At 70.8% G+C, this 17,872-nt stretch carries 17 protein-coding genes; 7 read left to right on the top strand and 10 right to left on the bottom strand.

Features of this window, described 5'->3' with window-relative positions:
* The first annotated feature begins 47 nt into the window (after positions 1-47).
* Positions 48-2,042 carry a Stk1 family PASTA domain-containing Ser/Thr kinase gene (gene pknB / locus IEZ13_RS05050; RefSeq protein ID WP_183217325.1) on the top strand — a complete coding sequence of 665 codons (1,995 nt, stop codon included), beginning with the start codon at positions 48-50 and terminating at the stop codon, positions 2,040-2,042.
* Positions 2,039-2,899, top strand: a complete 861-nt coding sequence (locus IEZ13_RS05045) for a deoxyribonuclease IV (protein WP_372441841.1) — start codon at positions 2,039-2,041, stop codon at positions 2,897-2,899. The genes pknB and IEZ13_RS05045 overlap by 4 nt, the downstream gene beginning before the upstream one ends.
* Here the strand turns inward: IEZ13_RS05045 and IEZ13_RS05040 are convergent.
* On the bottom strand, positions 2,874-3,716 hold the full coding sequence (locus IEZ13_RS05040; protein ID WP_183217323.1) for a LysR family transcriptional regulator: 843 nt from the start codon (positions 3,714-3,716) through the stop codon (positions 2,874-2,876). The genes IEZ13_RS05045 and IEZ13_RS05040 overlap by 26 nt on opposite strands.
* Positions 3,717-3,787: 71 nt before the next feature.
* On the opposite strand from IEZ13_RS05040, the gene IEZ13_RS05035 reads away from it, so the two are divergent.
* The gene (locus IEZ13_RS05035; RefSeq protein WP_183217321.1) at positions 3,788-4,498 is read left to right on the top strand and encodes a CTP synthase C-terminal region-related (seleno)protein; all 711 of its coding nucleotides are present in this window, start codon (positions 3,788-3,790) and stop codon (positions 4,496-4,498) included.
* On the opposite strand, the gene IEZ13_RS05030 is transcribed toward IEZ13_RS05035, so the two are convergent.
* From IEZ13_RS05030 to IEZ13_RS05020, 3 genes are all read right to left on the bottom strand, one after another.
* A complete protein-coding gene (locus IEZ13_RS05030; RefSeq protein ID WP_183217319.1) occupies positions 4,462-5,481 on the bottom strand; it encodes a threonine aldolase family protein in 1,020 nt (339 codons plus the stop codon). The genes IEZ13_RS05035 and IEZ13_RS05030 overlap by 37 nt on opposite strands.
* The gene (locus IEZ13_RS05025) at positions 5,474-6,880 is read right to left on the bottom strand and encodes a class II 3-deoxy-7-phosphoheptulonate synthase (RefSeq protein WP_183217317.1); all 1,407 of its coding nucleotides are present in this window, start codon (positions 6,878-6,880) and stop codon (positions 5,474-5,476) included. The genes IEZ13_RS05030 and IEZ13_RS05025 overlap by 8 nt, the downstream gene beginning before the upstream one ends.
* A gap of 71 nt (positions 6,881-6,951) precedes the next feature.
* The gene (locus tag IEZ13_RS05020; protein WP_183217315.1) at positions 6,952-8,418 is read right to left on the bottom strand and encodes a glycosyl hydrolase family 18 protein; all 1,467 of its coding nucleotides are present in this window, start codon (positions 8,416-8,418) and stop codon (positions 6,952-6,954) included.
* A gap of 171 nt (positions 8,419-8,589) precedes the next feature.
* Between IEZ13_RS05020 and IEZ13_RS05015 the strand changes: the two genes are divergently transcribed.
* Positions 8,590-9,063, top strand: coding sequence for a glutathione peroxidase (locus IEZ13_RS05015; RefSeq protein WP_183217312.1), 474 nt, complete (start codon positions 8,590-8,592; stop codon positions 9,061-9,063).
* On the top strand, positions 9,060-9,737 hold the full coding sequence (locus IEZ13_RS05010) for a DUF429 domain-containing protein (protein ID WP_183217310.1): 678 nt from the start codon (positions 9,060-9,062) through the stop codon (positions 9,735-9,737). Before IEZ13_RS05015 ends, IEZ13_RS05010 begins: the two co-directional genes overlap by 4 nt.
* 131 nt (positions 9,738-9,868) lie before the next feature.
* Here the strand turns inward: IEZ13_RS05010 and proC are convergent, their stop codons facing one another.
* The 5 genes from proC to IEZ13_RS04985 all read right to left on the bottom strand — a co-directional run bounded on the left by proC (position 9,869) and on the right by IEZ13_RS04985 (position 15,315).
* On the bottom strand, positions 9,869-10,681 hold the full coding sequence (proC, locus tag IEZ13_RS05005) for a pyrroline-5-carboxylate reductase (protein ID WP_183217308.1): 813 nt from the start codon (positions 10,679-10,681) through the stop codon (positions 9,869-9,871).
* A gap of 111 nt (positions 10,682-10,792) precedes the next feature.
* Positions 10,793-11,821 (bottom strand): 6-phosphofructokinase, encoded by a 1,029-nt coding sequence (locus IEZ13_RS05000; RefSeq protein WP_183217306.1) that lies wholly within the window; start codon positions 11,819-11,821, stop codon positions 10,793-10,795.
* Positions 11,822-12,388: 567 nt separating this feature from the next.
* On the bottom strand, positions 12,389-13,867 hold the full coding sequence (locus tag IEZ13_RS04995; protein ID WP_183217304.1) for a DHA2 family efflux MFS transporter permease subunit: 1,479 nt from the start codon (positions 13,865-13,867) through the stop codon (positions 12,389-12,391).
* A 79-nt stretch (positions 13,868-13,946) separates the two neighbouring features.
* On the bottom strand, positions 13,947-14,438 hold the full coding sequence (locus IEZ13_RS04990; RefSeq protein WP_183217302.1) for a polyadenylate-specific 3'-exoribonuclease AS: 492 nt from the start codon (positions 14,436-14,438) through the stop codon (positions 13,947-13,949).
* A 22-nt stretch (positions 14,439-14,460) separates the two neighbouring features.
* Positions 14,461-15,315: a phosphotransferase enzyme family protein gene (locus IEZ13_RS04985; protein WP_183217300.1), complete on the bottom strand. Its 855-nt coding sequence runs from the start codon at positions 15,313-15,315 to the stop codon at positions 14,461-14,463.
* Between the two features lie 237 nt (positions 15,316-15,552).
* Here IEZ13_RS04985 and IEZ13_RS04980 point away from each other — a divergent pair, with 237 nt between their 5' ends.
* Positions 15,553-16,242, top strand: a complete 690-nt coding sequence (locus IEZ13_RS04980) for a Crp/Fnr family transcriptional regulator (protein ID WP_183217298.1) — start codon at positions 15,553-15,555, stop codon at positions 16,240-16,242.
* On the opposite strand, the gene IEZ13_RS04975 is transcribed toward IEZ13_RS04980, so the two are convergent.
* Positions 16,239-16,916 carry a lysophospholipid acyltransferase family protein gene (locus IEZ13_RS04975; protein ID WP_183217296.1) on the bottom strand — a complete coding sequence of 226 codons (678 nt, stop codon included), beginning with the start codon at positions 16,914-16,916 and terminating at the stop codon, positions 16,239-16,241. The two genes, IEZ13_RS04980 and IEZ13_RS04975, sit on opposite strands and share 4 nt — an antisense overlap.
* A 141-nt stretch (positions 16,917-17,057) precedes the next feature.
* Between IEZ13_RS04975 and IEZ13_RS04970 the strand changes: the two genes are divergently transcribed.
* Positions 17,058-17,852, top strand: coding sequence for a DUF308 domain-containing protein (locus tag IEZ13_RS04970; protein WP_183217294.1), 795 nt, complete (start codon positions 17,058-17,060; stop codon positions 17,850-17,852).
* The last annotated feature ends 20 nt before the right edge of the window (positions 17,853-17,872 follow it).

Genomic DNA, 17,872 nt, shown 5'->3' with positions numbered 1-17,872 from the left:
GACATCCTGGGTCACCCCCGCTGGAAAGACACATACACTTCACGCCGATGGACACCACAGTCGCCGATACGTTGATCGGCACAACGATTGACGGGCGCTACCGGATCACCGGTCGCGTCGCCCGTGGTGGCATGGCGACCGTCTACCGCGCCACCGACGAGCGGCTCGAGCGCACCGTCGCACTGAAAATCATTCACCCGTCGCAGGCCACCAACGTCCACTTCGTCGACCGGTTCACCGACGAGGCGAAGACGATCGCCCGCCTCACGCACCCGAACGTCGTGGCCGTCTACGACCAGGGCCGCCACCAGGGTCTCCCCTACCTGGTGATGGAGTTCGTGCAGGGCAAGACGCTGCGTGAGCTGCTCAGCCAGCGGGGCAGGCTGACGCCCGTCGAGGCGCTCGCGATCCTCGAGCAGATGCTGGCCGCGATCGCCGCCGCGCACCGCGCCGGTCTGGTGCACCGTGACGTCAAGCCGGAGAACGTGCTGGTCGCCGAGGCGCCCAGCGGCGGTTCCGCGGACCTGGTGGACGCCGTGGTCAAGGTCGCCGACTTCGGTCTGGCGCGGGCCATCGAGGCGAGCACCGTCGACGACACCGGGCAGCTCATGGCGACCGTGGCCTATGTGGCCCCGGAGCTGGTGCAGACCGGTCAGGCGGACGCGCGTACCGACGTCTACTCGGCCGGCGTCGTGCTCTTCGAGATGCTCACCGGCCGGGTGCCGTACGACGGCGCCGAACCGATCGAGGTGGCCTGGCAGCACGTGGACAACGACGTGCCGGCCCCGTCCACGATCGCCCCGGGCCTGACCCCGGTCCTCGACCAGCTCGTCTCCCGGGCCACCCGGCGTGACCCCGGCTCCCGGCCCACCGACGCCGGCGCCCTGCTGAGCGAGGTGCAGACGGCCCGTGACGGCCTAGGCGTCACCCACGTGGAGACGGCGATGCTGCGCCAGGTCCCGGGCCGGCCCGGCGCGGGCGACGCCACCACGATCGTGCCCACCGTTTCCGCGCCGGACGCGACGGCCATCGTGCCGCCGGTCCAGGGCGGCAACTATCAGGCGTCGCACCGCCCGTCCTGGGCGCGGCTGCCGGAACAGGGCGGCCGGAACACCGCACCCCACCGGCGGAACGCCCCGCCCGCCGCCGGTCTGGCCGGGTTCTTCGAGGACCGCCGCCGGGTCATGCTGACCGCGCTGGTCGCCCTGATGGCGCTGGTCGTGATCGGCAGCACCTGGTGGGTCACCTCCGGGCGGTACACGGAGACACCCCAGCTGCTCACGATGAGCCAGGACCAGGCGGTCGCGTACGCGAAGCAGCAGGGTTTCGAGGTCTTCATCGGCGACGGGCAGTACGACGAGATCGTGCCGAAGGGTTCGGTGGTCACACAGGACCCGCTGCCCGGTTCGGACATCGTCAAGGGCGACACGATCCGGGTGATCCTGTCGCTGGGTCCCGAGGTGCATCCGGTTCCGGAGCTGGAGGGCCAGGAGCTGACCTATGCCAAGGCCGAGCTGGAGGCGCTCAAGCTGAAGGTGAAGCAGGGCAAGGCGGTCTACAGCGACACCGCGCCGGAGGGTGTGGTGATCTCCACCGACCCGAAGGCGGGCACCGAGCTCAAGCCCGGTTCGACGGTGACGCTGGTGCTGAGCAAGGGCAAGGCGCCGATCACGGTGCCCAACCTGGTCGGCGAGAACATCAACAACGCTCGTACGATCCTGGCGCAGCGGGGCCTGCAGGCCGCCGAGGAGACGGTGGAGAGCGATCAGCCCGCCGACACGGTGATCGGGCAGAGCCCCAAGGCGGGCACCGGCGCGGAGAAGAACACCAAGGTCACCCTCCAGGTGAGCAAGGGTCCCGCGCAGATCACCCTGCCCGACCTGACGAACCAGCCGTGCCAGCAGGCGCAGGCCACGCTCCAGGGCATGGGCTTCCAGGTACAGATCAACATCGACCCGAACGCCACGGTCCGGCAGCAGAACCCGCCGGGTGGCACTCCGGTCCCGCCGAACAGTGTGGTGCAGCTGACTTGCTTCCTGTGAGCCATCGGATCGGTTCGCACACGAAGACGTCGGGAGGGCTGGCCAAGGCCGCCCTCCCCTACGTCGACGCCGCGGGCTCGGAAACCCTTCAGGTGTACGTCTCCAACTCCCGTGGCTGGGCGCTGCCGGCCGGCGACCCGAAGCAGGACACCCTGTTCCGGGACGGGATCGGCGAGCGGGACCTGCCCGCGTACATTCACGCGTCGCTGCTGGTGAACCTGGGTTCGCCGACCGAGCTGACGGTGGAGCGGTCGGTCGCCACGCTGGAGCACGCCCTGCTGCGCGGTAAGGCGATCGGCGCGACCGCGGTCGTCTACCACGCCGGCAGCTCGGTCGACGAGTCGCACGCCGGCAAGGCGCTGCACCAACTGCGCGAGGGGCTGCTGCCACTGCTCGACCGGGCGTCCGCCGAGGGCCTGCCCCGGCTGCTGGTGGAGCCGAGCGCGGGCGGCGGCCGCAGCCTGGCGTCGAAGGTGCAGGATCTGGAGCCCTACCTCGCGGCGGTGGAGAACCACCCGTGGATGGGCGTCTGCTTCGACACCTGCCACGCCTGGGCGGCCGGGCACGACCTGGCCACCCCGGGCGGCATGACGGCGACCCTGGACGCGCTGCTCGCCGCGGTGGGGCCGGACCGATTGCAGCTCATCCACGCGAACGACTCGAAGGACGAGTGCGGCTCGACCCGGGACCGGCACGAGACGATCGGCAAGGGCCGGATCGGGTCGGCGCCGTTCGCGGAGCTGTTCGCGCACCCGGCCACCGCCGGGGTGCCGATCATCGTGGAGACGCCGACCGTGGAGCACGAGGGGCACGCGGCGGACATCGCCCTGCTCAAAGGGCTGCGAGAAGCTCGCTGAGGCGGGCCGCCGGCGCCTCGGCGCCCGGCCCGCGCAGCAACTCCACCCGGTGTGTCAGCTGGAGCACCGGAATCCCGGTGAGCTCCCCGACCGCCTTGGCCGGCAGCACCGCCAGCCCGTGCCCGGCCGCGATCAGGCCACGCAGAATCGCCACGTCGGCGCCGTCGTAGCGCAGCCCGACCCGTAGGCCGTCGACGGGAAGCCGGGCGAACGGCGTCACCTCGGGCGCGTCGATCCAGTACGCGTCGACCAGGTCCGCCAGGTTCACCGTGGCACGGCGGGCCAGCGGATGCCCGGCCGGAACAGCGACGACGGCGGTGTCCTCGGCGATGCCGACGGCGCCCGCCTCCGGCAGCGGCAGCGGGTCGCTCGGCGCCGTGAAACCGTCGACGATGCCGAGGTCGATCTCCCCGGTGACCGCGGCGGCGACGATCCGGTCCCGGCCGGCGACGAGGACGCGGCTGCGCAGCCGGCCCGGCTCGGCGCGGATCCGGGCCAGCGCGGCGGCCACCCGGCGGGTCCAGGCGAGCGGGGTGAGCCCGACGATCAGCCGTCCGGGCGGGGCGACGGCCCGGGTCACGTCGGCGCGGGCCGCCTCCAGCCGGACCAGGATCAGCGTGGCGTGCCGGTGCAGTCGCTCCCCGGCCGGGGTGAGGGCCACCGGGCGGCGGGTCAGCAGCGGGGTGCCGAGGTCGGCCTCCAGGGCGGCGATCTGTTGAGAGACCGCGGACTGGGTGAAGTTGAGCCGCTCGGCGGCGGCCGAGAACGACCCGGTCTCCGCGACGGTCACGAAGGTGCGCAGCAGGTGAGGGTCCACATCAGCGATGCTAATGCAGCATTCACCAACGATCGTTGGACCTGATCTCGCTTCCACGGGAGGCTGGGTCCATGAGAACAATCGCCCTGGTCGGCGACCGGTCCCCGGCCGTTCGCGCGCACACCCGCATTCCCGCCCTGCTCGACGTCCTGCGCGAGGAGGAGGACTTCGACGTCTACTGGATGCCGACACCGGACGCCGAGGATCCGGAGGCGCTGGCCGGTTACGACGGGATCTGGCTGGTGCCGGGCAGTCCGTACCGGAGCGTGCCAGGAGCACTCACCGCGGCGAGGGTCGCGCGGACCGGGAACAAGCCGTTCCTCGGAACGTGCGGCGGCTTCCAGCACGCGATGTTGGAGTTCGCACGGAATGTCTGCGGTTTCACCGAAGCCCAGCACGCTGAGTACGGCGCCTCCGGCGACGACGACCTGATCGTCGAGCTGACCTGCTCGCTGGCCGGGCACGAGGCGGCCGTCGATCTGGCGCCCGGCTCGCTGATCGAGCGGTTGCTCGGTACCTCCCGGACGGTGGAGCGCTACCACTGCGGCTACGGCCTCGACCCATCCCACCTGGCACTGCTGGCCGCACACGGGATGCTGTTCACCGGGCACGACGAGTCCGGGGAGGCGCGGGTGGCCGAGCTACCCGGCCACCCGTTCTTCCTGGCCACTCTCTTCCAGCCGGAGCTGGCCGGAGACGGGTCGGACCCGCATCCGGTGATCCGCGGCTGGATGGCGGCGGTTCGTCAGGCCAGCAGTTCGCTGAGGACCTCGATGGCCTGATCCATCGACTCGTCGTCCAGATCCAGGTGGGTGACGAGGCGGGCGACCCGCGGCAGCATGGCGGAGATCAGGACGCCACGCTCAGCGGCCTGTGCGGTCAGTGTGGGCGCGTCCAGGTCGTGCTTCGACAGGTCCAGGGGAACGAGGTTGGTGCGCACCTGCTCCGGGTCGACCACGCCGAAGGGCGCGAGGGCCTCGGCGATGATCCGGGCGCGCTCGTGGTCCTCGGTGAGCCGCTGGATGTGGTGGTCGAGGGCGTAGCGGCCGGCGGCCGCCAGGATGCCGACCTGTCGCATGCCACCGCCCATCCGCTTGCGCATGAGCCGGGCCCGGGTGATCCGCTCCCGGCTGCCGATCACCAGCGACCCGATCGGCGCGCCCAGGCCCTTGGAGAGGCACACCGACAGGGTGTCGAAGAGGGCGCCGTACTCGGCGAGGGTCACCCCGTCGGCGACGTGGGCGTGCCAGATCCGGGCGCCGTCGCAGTGCAGCGCCACGCCCTGAGCGTCGGCCACCGCGCGCAGGTGCTGCAACGTGGCGAGCGGGATGACGCCCCCACCGCCGAGGTTGTGGGTCTGTTCGACGGCGATCGCGGCGGTCGGCACCGAGGGGTAGCCGGCCGGGCGGATCATCGCGCCGATCCGCTCGACGTCCAGGGCTGCGCCCTCCGAGCCCCACGTGCGCGTGGAGATGCCGCCGTAGAGCGCGGCGGCGCCCAGCTCGTAGGTGACCACGTGCGCGTCGGCGCCGGCCAGCAGCTCGCCGCCGGCCGGGACGACGAGTTGCAGGGCGATCTGGTTGGCCATCGTGCCGGACGGGGTAAACAGAGCCGCCTCGTGCCCGAACAGCTCGGCCACGTGCGCCTCGAACGCGTTGACCGTGGGGTCGTCGCCGAACACGTCGTCGCCGACCGCCGCCTTCGCCATCGCCTCCCGCATGCCCTTGGTGGGGCGGGTGACGGTGTCCGACCGCAGGTCAGCCACGGAGCATCTCGGCGACGAGGAACGCCAGCTCCAGGCTCTGCTGCGTGTTGAGGCGCGGGTCACAGGCGGTCTCGTACCGGCCCGGCAGGTCGAGGTCCTCGATGCCCTGGGCGCCGCCGAGGCACTCGGTGACGTCCTCGCCGGTCAGTTCGATGTGGATGCCGCCCGGGTGGGTGCCGAGGCCGCGGTGCACCTCGAAGTAGCCGAGCACCTCGTCGACGACCCGGTCGAAGTGGCGGGTCTTGTAGCCGTTCGACGACTCGTGGGTGTTGCCGTGCATCGGGTCGCACTGCCAGACGACCTTGGCGCCGGAGGCGTGCACCTTCTCCACGATGGGCGGCAGCACGTCGCGGACCTTGCCGTTGCCCATCCGGCTGATCAGTGTCAGGCGGCCGGGCACATTGGACGGGTTCAGCTTCTCGCACAGCTCGATGGCGGTCTCCGGCGACGTGCCGGGGCCGATCTTGACACCGATCGGGTTGGCGATGCGGCTGATGAAGTCGATGTGCGCGTGGTCGAGCTGGCGGGTGCGCTCGCCGATCCACAGGAAGTGGCCGGACAGCCCGTAGGCCTTACCGTCGGAGACCCGGGTGAGCGCCCGGTCGTACTCCAGGGCGAGGGCCTCGTGCGAGCAGTAGAGGCTGACCGTGCGCAGCGCCTCGTTGTCGGTCATGCCGCAGGCGCGGATGAAGTCGAGGGCGCGGTCGATCTCCCGGGCGATCGCCTCGTAGCGCTCGCCGGCCGGGGACGCGCGGACGAAGTCCTTGTTCCAGTCGTGCAGCCCGTGCAGGTCGGCAAGACCACCCGAAAGGTACGCCCGGAGCATGTTCATGGCGGCGGCGGAGTTCGCGTACGCCCGGATCATGCGCTGCGGGTCGGCGACGCGGGCCGCCTCGTTCGCGTCCAGCGAGTTGATCAGGTCGCCCCGGTAGGCCGGGAGGCCCAGCGAGTCGGTCAGCGACGAGCGCGGCTTGGTGTACTGCCCGGCGACCCGGGCCACCTTCACCACCGGCATCGAGGCGCCGTAGGTCAGCACCACCGCCATCTGGAGCAGGGTGCGCGCGTTGGCGAGCAGGTGACTCTCGGTGTTGTCGGCGAACGTCTCGGCGCAGTCGCCGCCCTGGAGCAGGAACGCCCGTCCCTCGCAGACCTCGGCGAGCCGGTGCCGGAGCTGGTCGACCTCGTAGGGCGCGACGATCGACGGCACGTTGTCGAGGACCTTGCAGACCTCGGCGACCTCGCCCATGTCCGGCCAGGGCGGCATCTGCACCCGCGGCAGGGATCGCCAGTGGTCGAGGCCGAGAGCCTCGTCCTCGGCCGAATCGGTGGACGGGCGGGACGTCTGGAAAGCCGGGTTACCCACCCCGGGATGACTGAGCTGATGCCACTCGCGGCGCATGCCGGAAAGCGTACGGAAGGGGGGCACCGGGCCTGCGCCCGGTGCCCCCCTCGCGAGACGGATTACAGGTTCTACACGTTGTTCTTGATGGCGGTGATCAGCTCGCCGTTGGTGGTGTCACCGGAGAGCTCCCAGAAGAACGCGCCGCCGAGACCCTGGTTCTTCCCGTAGGTCATCTTGCCGGCGATGGTCGACGGGGTGTCGTAGCTCCACCAGTTGTTGCCGCAGAACGCGTACGCCGTACCGCCGACCGTGCCGGTGGCCGGGCACTTGGTCTTCAGGACCTTGTAGTCCTCGATGCCGGTCTCGTAGGTGCCGGTGGCGCCGCCGGTCGCGCTGCCGCCCGGGGCGGCCTGGGTGACGCCGGTCCAGCCACGGCCGTAGAAGCCGATGCCGAGCAGGATCTTGCTGGCCGGAACGCCCTTGCTCTTCAGCTTCTGGATCGCGGCGTCGGAGTTGAAGCCCGCCGTCGGGATGCCGGCGTACGAGGTCAGCGGCGAGTGCGGGGCGGTCGGGCCCTGCGCGGCGAAGGCGCCGAAGTAGTCGTACGTCATCGGGAAGACCTTGTCGAGCTTCGCGATGCCGGCCGCGTAGTCGGCCACGTCGAGCTTGCCGCCGTTGCTGCCGTCGGCGGAGATCGCCGAGGTGATCAGGTTGCTGCTGCCGAACTTGTTGCGCAGCGCGGTGATCACGTTGGCGTAGGAGGCCGGGCCGCTGGCGTCGCAGGAGAGACCGCAGGCGTTCGGGTACTCCCAGTCGATGTCGATGCCGTCGAAGACGTCCGCCCAGCGCGGGTCCTCGACCAGGTTGTAGCAGCTGTCGGCGAAGGCGGTCGGGTTGGCGGCCGCCTGGGTGAAGCCGCCGGACCAGGTCCAGCCGCCGACCGAGTAGATCACCTTGAGGTGCGGGTACTTCTTCTTCAGCTTGCGGAGTTGGTTGAACGAGCCACGCAGCGGCTGGTCCCAGGTGTCCGCGACGCCGTCGACGCTCTCCGCGGCGGTGTACGCCTTCTCGTAGTCGGCGTAGGAGTCACCGATCGTGCAGCGGCCGCCGGTGGTGTTGGCGAACGCGTACAGGATGTGGGTCAGCTTGGACGCCGAGCCGGAGGTGTCGATGTTCTTGACGTGGTAGCCGCGGCCGTAGACACCCCACTCGGCGAAGTAGCCGACGAGCCACTTGGAGCCGGGGTTCACCGTCGGGCTGGTGGTCGGCGGCGTGGTGGGCGCCGTCGTCGGGGCGGTGGTGGGCGCGGTGGTCGGGGCCGTGGTCGGCGGGGTGGTGCCACCGTCACAGACGCCGCTGTCGGCCCAGACCGCCCACTCGGTGCTGCTGGTGGCCGGGGACTCGTTCTGGGTCCACCACTTGGCGGTGTAGTTGTGGCCGTTCTGCGAGGCGACGTTGCCCTTGACGTAGACGGCGGAAGAAGTCCATGCGGGGGCACATGCGGTGGCCGCTGACGCCGACACGACCGGAACCGCGACGCTGGCCGCGGTCACGACCGCGCCGGCGAACAGTGCCCGGCGGGTGGTTTTGTGCACGGGGATGTCTCCTCAACAGTTAGGAAACTTTCCAAAGAATTGGATGAAGAGACCGTAGTCACATCGATTAACACCAGTCAAGCCAGGTGAACACCTTTAAGGTCTCTTTAACAAAAGCCCGACGGGTACGACGGGGTGCAATCGAGCAGACACACCCAGTAGTCTTCGTTCATGACCATCTTCGACGTCAGCATTGGCGCCCTCACCGGTGGCGCGACCGAATTGGACCGTTACCGCGGATCGGTCGTGCTGGTGGTCAATGTGGCCTCTCGCTGCGGCCTGACCCCGCAGTACAGCGCATTGCAGAAGCTGTACGAAACCTACCGCGACCGTGGCCTGGTCCTGGTCGGCGTCCCATGCAACCAGTTCGGCGGCCAGGAGCCCGGCACCGCGGAACAGATCGAGCAGTTCTGCCGGATCGACTACGGCGTCACCTTTCCGGTGACCGAGAAGGTCGAGGTCAACGGACCCGGCCGGCACCCGCTCTACCGAGAGTTGATCGGTGACGGCGGCGACATCGAGTGGAACTTCGAGAAGTTCGTGGTCGCCCCGGACGGGACGGTCGCCGCCCGCTTCGCCCCCGGCACCACGCCGGACGACGGCGAGCTGATCGCGACGATCGAGAAGCTGCTGCCGCATCGATGAGCATCCACGTCATCGGGGTCGACGCGTACGCGCTCGGCTGGGTCGGCGTCGAGTTGCGCGACGGCGCCTTCGGACGCGCGGTGCTGGCCGCCACCCTCTACGAGATCGTGGCCGGCAGCTCCGGCGCCGCCGTCATCGGCGTGGACATCCCCCTCGGCATGCTCCCGGACCGCTGGCGCGCCGCCGACACCCTGGCCGCCGACCAACTCGGGCCACGCCGCGGCAGCGTCTTCCGGGTGCCGCCCCGCGCCGTCTGGCAGGAAGCCGACTTCACCTCGGCGAACCGCCTCTGCCGCGAGCTGACCGGGGCCGGCCTGAGCCGGCAGTCCTGGGCCCTGCGCCCCAAACTGCTCGAGGCGAACGCCATCTGGGAACGCCATCCCGGCCTGCTCTTCGAGGCCCACCCGGAGCTGTCCTTCCGGACCATGGCCGGCGAGCCGCTCCCCCACGCCAAAAAGACATGGAGCGGCCAGGCACGCCGCCGCGAACTCCTGGCCCGCAACGGCATCGTCCTGCCGGAACGCCTCGGCCCGGCCGGTCAGGCGCCCCCCGACGACGTCCTGGACGCGGCCGCCGTCGCGTGGACCGCCCATCGGGTCGCCACCGGCACGGCCCTCAGCCACCCCAGCCCTCCGGAAGAGGAGAACGGCAGCCGCATCGCCATCTGGTATTGAAAACCCCGTTTCCGGTACGGGACTCCCCGTTCCCGACCGCAGGTGACACCGTCCCGTGGCGCACCGCGATCTCACTGCCCGGTCCCGCCCGCGAGGCGCTTCCGGGCGGAGATCGGTGGTCCAGGCGGAAACTACTTCGCCTGAGCGGCGATTTCCCTCGCTCGGTCGCGGGCGGCCTCGAGGGCACCCATGAGGGCGGCCCGGACGCCGTGCTTCTCCATCTCGTGGATGGCGGCGATGGTCGTACCGGCCGGGGAGGTGACCGCCTCGCGGAGCTTGACCGGGTGCTCGCCCGAGTCGCGCAGCATCACCGACGAGCCGATCGCGGTCTGCACGATCAGCTCGTGCGCCACCTGGCGGGGCAGGCCGAGCAGGACGCCGGCGTCGATCATCGCCTCGACCAGCAGGTAGAAGTAGGCCGGACCGGAGCCGGAGAGCGCGGTGACCGCGTCCTGCTGCGACTCGGGCACCCGGATGGTCACACCGAGCGGCTTGAACATCTCCTCGGCGATGGCCAGGTGCTCGCCGCCGGCGTGCGGGCCCGCCGAGATCGCGGTCATCGCCTGGTCGACCAGCGCCGGGGTGTTCGTCATGACCCGGACGACCGGGGTGCCCTCCGGCAGCCGGGCGGCGAAGAAGCTGGTGGGCAGGCCGGCGCAGAGCGACACGACCAGCTTGTCGGCCGGGATCTTCCCGCCGATCTCGTCGAGGAGCAGGCCCGCGTCCTGTGGCTTCACCCCGACGGCCAGGATGTCGGCCCGGCTGATGGCCTCCGCGTTGTCGACGACCGTCACGCCGTACCGCTCGGCCAGCTCGGTGCCGCGGGCCGCCCGGCGGACGGTGACCAGCAGCCGCTCGGCGGGCCAGCCGGAGCGGAGCAGGCCGGAGAGGACGAGTTCACCCATCTTGCCGGCCCCGATGACCGCGACGGTTTGCTTGGGCAACGCAGACTCCTCGATCTCGGTTGTCTCAGCGGCGCCGGGACAGCATTGACAGCCAGCCGGGCTGAACGCGGAATGCCGGGGACCCCACGGCCCCCGGCATTCCCCGGTTGATCAGTTGCCGAAGAAGACCTCGGCCTCTTCGTACCGCTCGATCGGAACGGTCTTCAGCTCGCCGGTGCCCTCGATCAGCGGGATCCGGACGACGTCGGTGCCCTTCAGCGCGACCATCTTGCCGAAGTCGCCCTCGTGCACGGCGTCGATCGCCTGCAGGCCGAAGCGGGTGGAGAGCACCCGGTCGAACGCGGTCGGGGTGCCACCGCGCTGGATGTGACCGAGGACGACCGTACGGGCCTCCTTGCCGGTCTTCTCCTCCAGCTGCTCGGCCAGCCACTGGCCGATGCCGCCGAGGCGGACGTGGCCGAAGCTGTCCAGCTCCTGGTTGTGCAGCACCATCTGGCCGTCGAGCGGCTGGGCGCCCTCGGCGACGACGACAATCGGCGCGTACTCCACCTGGAAGCGCTTGGTCACGTAGGTGGCGACCTGCTCGACGTCGAACTGGCGCTCCGGCAGCAGGATCACGTTGGCGCCACCGGCGAGGCCGGCGTGCAGCGCGATCCAGCCGGCGTGGCGGCCCATGACCTCGACGACCAGGGTGCGGTGGTGCGACTCGGCGGTGGTGTGCAGCCGGTCGATGGCCTCCATCGCGATGTTGACCGCGGTGTCGAAGCCGAAGGTGTAGTCGGTGCCGTTCAGGTCGTTGTCGATCGTCTTCGGCACGCCGACGACGTTGACGCCCAGGTCGTGCAGCTTGGTCGCGACGCCGAGGGTGTCCTCGCCGCCGATCGCGACCAGCGCGTCCACGCCCTGCTCGGCCAGGTTGGCCTTGATCTTCTCGACGCCACCCTCGATCTTGAACGGGTTGGTGCGCGAGGAGCCCAGAATGGTGCCGCCGCGGGGCAGGATGCCACGGACCTCAGCGATACCGAGCGGCTTGGTGAGACCCTCCAGCGGGCCCTTCCAGCCGTCGCGGAAGCCGACGAACTCGTGACCGTAAGCAGTCACGCCCTTACGGACCACGGCGCGGATGACCGCGTTGAGACCGGGGCAGTCGCCGCCACCGGTGAGCACGCCGATACGCATTATTCTTCCCCCTGGATCGGGTAGCGAAGTGCGGATAGCCCGTCGAGGCCCCAGGGACGATTTCGTCGGCAGCGTTGCCGGCCCGGGGCGGGCCCGCAATCGCACTCTAGTCGCCGTGCCGGACAGGGGTGAACGCGCCCCACAGAAACCGGACCGTTTTCGCGCGGACCGCCACGATCGCGCCCAGCGCCGCGGCATCGCGGCCGAGAGCTGCGGGAACGACGGCGACCGCACACGCCGCGCCGGTCGTGAACGCCTACCCGCGCCATCCGGCCAGGCCGGGCACACGGACGGGGCTGCGTGTGCGGCGGCACCGGGTTGCGCACGCGGAGACGGCGATGGGGTCACACGATCAGTGATCGTGTGACCCCATCGTTCGGTGCGGCCCGGGAGATGGACCCGCGCCTCAGCCCGGCGGCCGCGCCGCGGCCCGGTGGACCGCCTGGCTCGCGTGGCGCTCCGCGAGCGGCCGCTGTGCTTCTGCCGGCTTCGCCGCTCGTACCGGAAAGGGTGGAATGCGGGACCGGGAACCGAGGGTGACTGGCCCCGGAGAGCGTGGCCGGGCCGTCAGTGGGCCATGGCCGGCGGAGCGTCCGGGTCGACGTCGAGCGGGCCGGTGCGGAAGAGCACCGCGGCGACGACGGCGGCCAGGACGAAGAAGCCGGCCGACCACCAGAACACCGTGTGGTAGCTCTCCAGCGCGGCCTGGGCCTGGGCCAGCGGGGTCGGCTCCTTGCCTGCCATGTGGTCGGCGGCGGCGGTGGCGGCGAACGAACTGAGTAGCGCCGTGCCGATGGAGCCGCCGATCTGCTGGACCGTGTTGATCATTGCGGAGGCGACGCCGGCGTCACGGTGCTCGACGCCCGAGGTGGCGGCGTTCTGGGTGGGCGCGAAGACCAGGCCGAGGCCGAGGCCGATGATGATCAGGCCGGGCAGGACGCCGGACACGTAGGTGGAGTCGAGCTCGAGGCGGGTCAGCAGGGTCATGCCGCCGGCCGCGATCAGGGCGCCGACCGGGACCAGCGGGCGCGGGCCGATCTTGGGGGCGAGCATCGATCCGGCGGTGGTGGCGGTGAGCATCACCGCGCCGAGCATCGGCAGGAAGGCCAGGCCGGTCTCGATCGGGGTGAACTGGAGGATGCCGGCCAGGTAGTAGGTGAGGAACAGGAAGATGCCGAACATGCCGGCGCCGGCGATCGCGATGGAGGCGTAGGAGCCGCCGCGGTTGCGGTCGAGGACGACGCGCAGCGGCAGCAGCGGGTGCGTGGAGCGGCGCTCGATCAGCACGAAGGCGGTGAGCAGGACCAGGCCGGCGAGGATCGGGCCGAGGGTCGCGGTGCTGGACCAGCCGTCGCTCTCGGCGTTGGCCAGGCCGTAGACGAGAGCCACCAGGCCGGCGACGGCGGTGATCGTGCCGGGGACGTCGATCCGGCCGTGCGCGGGGACCGGCTCGTCCCGCAGCTTCAGGAAGGCGCCGGCCACGGCGATCGCGGCGATCACCAGGTTGACGTAGAGGCACCAGCGCCAGGAGACGTACTCGGTGAGCACGCCGCCGAGCAGCAGGCCGATGCCGCCGCCCGCTCCGGAGATGGCGCCGAAGATGCCGAACGCCTTGCCGCGCTCGGCCGGCTCGGTGAACGTGGTGGACAGCAGCGACAGCGCGGCGGGGGCCAGCGCGGCGCCGAAGACGCCCTGGAGGGCGCGGGCCACGATGAGCAGCTCCAGGCTGCCCGCGGCGCCGCCGAGCGCGGAGGCCAGGGCGAACCCGACCAGGCCGATGACGAACATCCGCTTGCGGCCGAAGAAGTCGGAGAGCCGGCCACCGAGCAGCAGCAGGCTGCCGAAGGCGAGGGCGTAACCGGTGACCACCCACTGCCGGCCGTGGTCGTCGAAGCCGATGTCGGCCTGGGCGGTGGGCAGGGCGATGTTCACGATCGTGGCGTCCAGCACGACCATGAGCTGCGCCAGCGCGAGCACTACGAGCGCCCACCAGCGCCCCGCCTCACGTTCGGTGGACGGCGACCGATCAATAAGGGTGCTGCTCATGCAGGAGCCTTCCGAAGCCGAGTAGAGGTACGTCTCCACTTCGGCAGGCCGCCGGGATAAGTTGAGGACTCTCCTCCGGTTACTTCCCGGACATGGCGTTCCACCGGGCCAGGTTGTGCCGCGCGTCGACCAGGGCGTCGTGCCGGCCGGCCATCTCCGGCAGGTGCGGGCGGCCCTGATCGTCCCAGCGCTGGCGCAGGTCCTTGGTGAACCGTGGGATCTCCCGGGGCAGGGCCGGCATGGCGCCCCACAGCTGGGCGAGCGCGACGTGGTCGTAGGCCGCGTACCAGGCCCAGAGCTCCATCTGCTCGTTGCGGCCGCGGATCGGCTCGACCAGGAACTCGTACAGTTCCTCGCGGATCCGTTCCCGGCTGCGCCACGCCCGGTCGGATGGCGACGGCAGCTTGTCGAGCACGTTGCGGCGCACCCAGGGCACGGCGCGGGAGTCGTCGAACTCGGTACTGACCGCGTAGAACTCCCGGCCGAACTCGTCGACGACACCGATCGAGACCAGGTCGACGATCCGGCCGTCCTCGATGAACTCGCAGTCATAGAAATAGCGGTAAGGCATCGGGGTCCATCCTGACCCATCGTCATCCGGGCATGGATTCCAGGGCCACCCTGGCGGCCCTCAGCGCGGTGGGGCTGCCGCGCCGGGCCGCCCGCTCGGCCAGCACGGCCCAGCGCAGCCGCAGCAGGACCGGCAGGGCGGCGTCCAGTTCGTCGGCGCCGACCGGCCCCGCGGCGCGGTAACCGTCCAGCAGTTCGGCCGCCCGGTCCGGCCCGCCGGCGTAGGCGACCGCGGCGGCCACGTCGTACACCAGCGGGCCGGTGCCGCTCGCCCCGCAGTGCAGCAGCCCGAGCCGCCCGGTGGACTGATCGAGGACGAACGCGTCCGGCGCCGGATCGCCGTGCAGCACCCCGTAGGTGAGCTGATCGGTCACGGTCAACCGGGTGGCCGCGGTGACCGCGGTGGTCACCGCCCCACGGAGCCAGGGCTCCGTGCCGAGATGGCCCGCGTCGGGGTCCGGCAGCCGCCACGGGCGCAGGCCCGGATGCCGGAAACCCTGGAGAACCCGGTGTACGGCGCCGAGCCGCTCACCCCACCACTGCTGATCGACCGGATCCCGCCCGTCCAGACAGCGGCCCGGGACCCGCCGCAGGACGGCCAGCACCCCGAGCGGGGTCTCCGTGGTGAGGGCGCCGCCGAGCGTACGGACCGGCTGCCCCGCGTCGATCCGCCGGGCGCGCAGGTGCTCGGCGGCGAGCAGCCCGGCCTCGAGGGCCTGCCGGGCGGCCGCCTCCACGAGCCGGGCCGTGTAACGGGCGGCTCCCGCCACGAACTCCCAGCCACGCGACAGCAGGGCGGCCGGAAGCTCGGTCAGCTCGGTCGGTGTGAGGTGCCACTGGTCGCGCAAGGTCGATCGAAGTAGCTCGTCATCCGGCACTGCGGGATTATCTCGGCACAAGCCGCTAAAGCGACGGACAACATGGGCGACGGTCACTGTGCGAGATTGACGGTTTACAGAACGCTACTGAAGGGACATGATCGTACGAGGCGAGCCCCGATGTCCGTTTCGAAAATGGCGTTCGAGGCACGCTTCGTGCTAAGAGTGATCGTTCGCGTCGTGGGGCCGACGCCGGCTCATGGTCGACGCGGTCCCGACCGGGGGAGGGATAGCGCCGTGGACCATCGCTTGCCGGATTCCGGCGACGCGCTCACCGGCGTGGACATGTTCGCCGGTCTCGAGCCGGAGGTGCGCCAGCGGGTCGTGGCCGCGGCCGTCCCACGCCACTACCGCAAGGGCCAGATCCTCTTCGTGGAGCACGACCCCGGCGACTCGCTGATCATCATGAAGCGGGGCGCCGTCGCCGTCTTCCGGACCGCGCCGACCGGCGAGCGCGCGGTCCTCACCGTGGTCCGCCCGCCCGACGTGCTGGGCGAGGTGTCCCTGTTGGACGCGTCGACCCGCAGCGCCTCGGCCGAGGCCATCGAGGACTCGCAGGCGCTCTCGCTGTCCCGGGTCGCCTTCATGGAACTGGTCCACTCCAACCCGCGCATCCTGGACGCGGTGATGCGCTCGGTCGGCGGCCTGATCCGCCGCCTCACCGAGCAGAACGCCGATCACGTCTTCCTCGACCTGCCCGGCCGGGTGGCCAAGACCCTGGTCCGGCTCTCCGGGGAGAGCCAGGCGCCGATGATCACCATCGAGCTCAACCAGAGCCAGCTCGCCGAGATGGCCGGCGGCTCCCGGCAGAGCGTCAACCAGGCGATCGGCTCCTTCGCGAGCCGGGGCTGGCTGCGCACCGAGGGCCGGCGCATCGTCGTCACCGATGTGCAGGCCCTGCGTCGCCGCGCCGGGATGACCGGTTAGGCCGTCGGCGCCTTGAGCGTCGAGGCGTAGACGTCGACGTACTCGCGGCCCGAGAGCGTCATCAGCTCGTACATGATCTCGTCGGTGATGGCGCGTTCGACGAACCGGTCACCGCGCTGGTCGGCGTACCGGGAGAAGTCGAGCGGCGCGCCGATCCGGATCCGCACCCGCTTCACCGCCGGGACCAGCGTCCCGGTCGGCTGGATCTCGTCGGTGTTCAGCAGCGCCACCGGCACGACCACGGCGCCGCTCTCCAGCGCCAGCCGGGCCACCCCGGTCTTGCCCCGGTAGAGACGCCCGTCGGGCGAGCGGGTGCCCTCCGGATAGATGCCGGCCACGTTGCCCTCGCGCAGCACCCGCAGGAGGGTGTTCAGCGCCGCCTGGGCGGCCTCGCCGCCCGAACGGTCCACCGGGATCGTCCCCGCGCCGGTGAAGAACATCCGCGAGAACCAGCCCTTGATCCCCTTGCCGGTGAAGTATTCGGCCTTGGCGACGAAGGTCACTTTCCGCTTCATGATCAGCGGGGTGAAGATCGAGTCGGAGAACGAGAGGTGGTTGCAGGCGAGGATGACCGGACCCGAGCGGGGCACGTTCTTCAGGCCCTTCACCTCGGGGCGGAAGACGAGTCTCAGCAGTGGTCCGAGAACCACCAACTTCAGCAGCCAGTAGAACACTGACGTCCTTTCAGCGGATGCCGCGGGTGTCCGGGGCGACAGGAAGCGTACGAAGCGGGGGCGGCGCGCCACAACGCACTCCCGCAACAGGTGCCTGCCGTGTCACCATTCAAAGCACGGTCGGCAAGGGGGTGTGCATCGGTGACAGCGGGTGGAGCCCGTCGTGGGCGGCGCGACAACGGGCTCGACGCTGCCGACTACGCGGTGGCGGGTGACGTGGATCCACGGATCGGCGAGCATCTGCTCGACGTGCTGGCGGCCGGAGGGATCGCTGCGTACCTGCAGCCCACCGCGGATCTGAACCCGGTCCTGCGGGCGACCACACTGCCCGCCCGGCCGATCGACCGGCTCTATGTCGACCGCACCCGGCTGGAGACCGCCCGGGAGCACCTGCAGAAGGTGACCGGCGGGACACCGCCCACCCCGCCCGCGCCGCCGGCGCCGGCCGACCCACGGCCACAGGCCGAGGTGGACGAGGAGTGGGCGAAGATCATCGCGGGCTTCCACACCACCGTCGACGCCGAGACGGCTCCGTGGCCGGCCGCCGAGGACGCTCCGCCGCCCCCGGCCCGGCCGGTGACCGAGGAGGGCACGCCGCACAACCGGCGGCGGACCGACCCGCCACCGCCGGAGCCGTCGATCCTCTACGGACTCGACACCTTCGGTAGCGATCTGCCCGCTGAGGACGACGAGGACGAGCGTTACATCCCGCCCCCTCCCCCACCCCTGCCGCACATCTCGAAGTACGCGGTGATGGGCCTGCTGGGCGTCACGATCGGCTTCGTGCTGTTCCTCTTCCCCACGCTCCTCCCGATCGACCGCAACCTGGTGCAACTGATCAGCTTCGCGGCGATCGTCGGCGGGGCGGTCACCCTGGTCTGGCGGCTGCGCTCGGGCGACGACGACGACGAATTCGACGACGGCGCTGTCGTATAGACCGACGCGGGTGTTTACCC

It is taken from the genome of Actinoplanes campanulatus (assembly GCF_014647795.1).
Classification (GTDB): domain Bacteria; phylum Actinomycetota; class Actinomycetes; order Mycobacteriales; family Micromonosporaceae; genus Actinoplanes; species Actinoplanes campanulatus.
The sequence above is the reverse complement of the archived record's forward strand: the minus strand, read 5'-3'. Positions and strand labels throughout refer to the sequence as shown.